4 protein-coding genes are annotated in these 3,628 nt (G+C 53.0%); 2 read left to right on the top strand and 2 right to left on the bottom strand.

From position 1 onward, the window contains the following. The first annotated feature begins 60 nt into the window (after positions 1-60). Positions 61-336 carry an HNH endonuclease signature motif containing protein gene (locus JHD82_RS30530; RefSeq protein WP_199140247.1) on the top strand — a complete coding sequence of 92 codons (276 nt, stop codon included), beginning with the start codon at positions 61-63 and terminating at the stop codon, positions 334-336. 273 nt (positions 337-609) lie between these two features. Here the strand turns inward: JHD82_RS30530 and JHD82_RS28580 are convergent, their stop codons facing one another. Together JHD82_RS28580 and JHD82_RS28575 are read right to left on the bottom strand one after the other, a co-directional pair. Next, a complete protein-coding gene (locus JHD82_RS28580; RefSeq protein WP_046987481.1) occupies positions 610-843 on the bottom strand; it encodes a hypothetical protein in 234 nt (77 codons plus the stop codon). Between the two features lie 285 nt (positions 844-1,128). After that, positions 1,129-1,527, bottom strand: coding sequence for a YkvA family protein (locus tag JHD82_RS28575; RefSeq protein ID WP_199140245.1), 399 nt, complete (start codon positions 1,525-1,527; stop codon positions 1,129-1,131). 586 nt (positions 1,528-2,113) lie between these two features. On the opposite strand from JHD82_RS28575, the gene JHD82_RS28570 reads away from it, so the two are divergent. Then, positions 2,114-3,049, top strand: a complete 936-nt coding sequence (locus JHD82_RS28570) for a hypothetical protein (protein WP_199140249.1) — start codon at positions 2,114-2,116, stop codon at positions 3,047-3,049. The last annotated feature ends 579 nt before the right edge of the window (positions 3,050-3,628 follow it).

Here is a 3,628-nt window from a genome sequence, read left to right as displayed (position 1 = left end):
CCCCCCCCCCCCCCCCCCCCCCCCCCCCCCCCCCCCCCCCCCCCCCCCCCCCCATTTTAGATGTGTATAAGAGACAGGCTAGATGCCGCACACATTATTGAAGTTAATGTAAGAGGCGGAAATGGAACGACCAACGGAATTTTATTGCGCACTGATCTACATAGACTTTTTGATCGTAACCTACTCACCATTGACGAGAGCGGACGCGTGATCCTATCGGCTAAATTGAAGGTTTCACAGTCCTACCGCGAAGCATTGTCAGGACTCCAGATGAGAGGTGAGTTATTCAAAAAAATCAAACATTCCTTAAAGGCTCGCCAAGAGATTTTCAACTAATTCGATCTCTCTTTACATTCCGAGCCGGTGTACGGCATTGCTCACTTTACAGTACTTCTAGACCATCAGCTTCTGTTGATCGGTACAGTGGATTCTAGGCGACTGCTTCTTTCCACCACCCATTATCCAAGTGCTGCTACTATTCCACATTAATCTGTTGAATCAAAAATCAAAACATAAAATTTTTGCAATAAAAATTCTCAAGCAACAAGAATGCCAAATGAAAGACAGGCAAAATTACTTTTGCCTGCATAGTAATTCTTACCAGATTTTCTAGTCATTCACCATTACTGTCCTCCTCACCACCCCGCGCTCTTTGACTTCCCCCATCACCCCCTCAAGCACCTCTTCCTGCGCCTGAATAAACGCAAGCAATTGCCCCGGAGTCACCGGCTCCAAGGCATGCCCCGGGTAGGCGCCAATGATCAAACTGGAAATCAGCCCCAACTGATCCTGCACGCGCCGCAGGCTGTTGTACTCTGGCTCGGAAAGTTGAAAGTACAGCATGGCAACTCCTCAATGAGCACGCTTGGCGGCTGACGCAAAGGAATGCCCAAGTGCTCGAAGCACGGGACCACGCAAAGGATTGGGAGAGGGTTCGGGCATTGATACGCCCGCAAGGAAAGCAGCCATGAGGCCTCCTATGAGTACGTCCAACTGCTTTCGGGAGTGTGGCGGGACCGCCTGTGAAGGTGTGTTCAGCACCTGGGCGAGATGATACAGCGCTCAGGCGCAGCTCCCGCATCCTTGTGTTGCCCGCCCGCCGCCGCTCAGCCCGACAAGGCTCCGCGCTCAACGATCCCAGCGCCCTCGGAACACAAGGAAGGCCCCCACGCAAACGCATAGCCAGACGCACACCACCAGAGCGACTCCGGCACGGCTTCGGGGTTTGCGGCCCTGGGCCTGCATCCAGGCCTCGGCCTGCTGGCGGCTGTCGGCCAACACGGCAGGGGGAAGCAGCCGCACGGTGAGCCAGATCAGCGCGGGCAGCAGCAGGACGTCATCCACATAGCCCAGCACGGGGATGAAGTCGGGGATCAGATCGATGGGGCTCAGGGCGTAGGCGACTACGAAGGCGCCCAAGGCCTTGGCATACCAGGGCGTCTGCGGGCTCTTGCAGGCAAACCACAGGGTGACGCCATCGCGCTTGATGCGTCGTGCCCAAGCCTTCAATCTTTCACTGGCTGTCATGGATATACGAGGTTGTGACCGGGCTGGATGATGGCGGCCGGCTGTTGCCGTTGGGGCTGCGCCGCCAGGCCCGCGCAGCACTCGATGATATGGAACGCCAGCCCGCTGCGCGCGGTGTACTTGTACCGGGTCTTCATGACCACATCACCACGGTGCCGTGCCTGTGGCCGCAAAGGCCCGCAGCACGGCGGTGTCGGGTGCCGTGCGTCCACTGAGGCAAATGGCTGCCCTGACTGGCAAAGCCTTGTCACCGCCCTCTTCCCCATTCCAAATCCATATCGACTGCACTCAAGGCGTGCATCTCATATATGCATCTAGGAATAATCTGAAAATAATCAGCCACCAGCCTTTCTGCTTGACTTCCAGATACCCAAGAAATCAAATAGCCGGACTCCCACAACGGAATTCCCAGGCCATTGATTGACATTGGCCTTGGGAATGATTGCGAACGCGCAATTCCCACTCTCATACCTTGATCGGACCTGATTTCTCACAGGCCTGATGGGAGGGCTGCGTTTGTGATTTTTCTGGCATTTGGCAAATCACCATTTTCTTGTTCATTCCATTAACCATTCGCTTGCAGGCCATGGCAACATCCACCGATATCACCCGTCCGTATATCAGCTATGAAAAGGCCTTCAACAGGCAGATCACACGTGACATGGACAGCCAGCATGTGGACGTGGTGGTACTCACGCCGCAAGAGTTCATAGGCGTCCTGCAAGACAGATCGCGCAATGACCCACGCCTGGAGGCCAGCCTGCGCGCCATCCTGGCCCAAAGCGCCTTGGGCAAGTATTGGACGCAGACGGCCAGCCCCAATGCCGGCAAATCCTGGACCATCCCCGCCTCCATGCTGGCCAATGACGCGTACCTGTTCACCAGAACGCTGATTGCATTGCGCCTTGCCGGTGCACGCACCTATGTCAAGGCGACGCCCAAAGGCACCTATATCATCATCACGGGACGAGCCGGGTTTCGCGGCAATCTGCTGCAGGGCACGCGCTTTCTCACCACCAATCCCCGCATGGTCCAGATGGGTCTGGGCATGCGCGGCCTTCAGGGCGTGGCCAGAGGGGGCTTCATCTTGAGCTTGGTTGTGGGTATCGGCGTGGAGACATTGGACTTCATCTTCAACGACGAGAAGACCATGCATGATCTGGTGGGAGGGATTGGAGTGGAGGCGGTCAAGGCTGGGTTGGCGACGATGGTGGGCATAGGCGCGGGAATTTTTGTCGCAAGCGTAACCGCTATTGCTGTTTTTTCTTTAGGTGCCATGGCCTTAATGGTATTTTCTACCGGGATAGCTTTAAATGAAATAGATAAAATTTGGAAAATAAAGAAAAATGTTATTGCCTCACTAAGAATTTTGACAAACAGCACGCCTTCTGGCATATACCGCGTTAATACTGACGCTCTCGCCACAGAACAGTTGAGTGGCAATCATGAAACAACAGAGATCAAAGAAATACCCCAAAACCATCCTAAAAATTTACTATCCCCTATCAATCGCAAAAATTGATGAGTCTTAAAATGGACAAAAGAAATTTAACCGAAATCAGAAAATCACTAATATGGAGTATTCCACTTTTTCTGCTGCTTCTGACAATGTCAATTTGGAGTATTTTATATTCTCTATATCAAACCTTAGATGATTTAAACAAACTTGCCCCATCTGTAAGAATCACACCATTTGTTCCAATTGCGTTGTGTGTGCCAATAATTTCAATCACAGGAATTATCATTGCAATACAAAAATCAGTCCCTTGCACAGAAGACGCTATGAAAATCCCAACGCGTATTTTTTTATCCGCCATAGCCGTTGGAGTTTTTATTATGTTTTTTTGTATTTTTGCAGTTACTCCTCTTCAGTACTATGCCATGCCGAAACTGGGCTATACCCGCTGCAATATCCTGGAAGACCACCCCACCATTTATTTTACAGACTGGGTAAAGAATCCGGATTGGTGTGTGCCTGTCTCTTATACACATCTCCGAGCCCACGAGACGCTGACGTTGATCGCGTATGCCGTCTTCTGCTTGAAAAAGGGGGGGGGGGGGGGGGGGGGGGGGGGGGGGGGGGGGGGGGGGGGGGGGGGGG

It is taken from the genome of Delftia sp. ASV31 (genome assembly GCF_016428765.1).
Taxonomy (GTDB): Bacteria; Pseudomonadota; Gammaproteobacteria; order Burkholderiales; family Burkholderiaceae_C; genus Comamonas; species Comamonas acidovorans.
The sequence above is the reverse complement of the archived record's forward strand: the minus strand, read 5'-3'. Positions and strand labels throughout refer to the sequence as shown.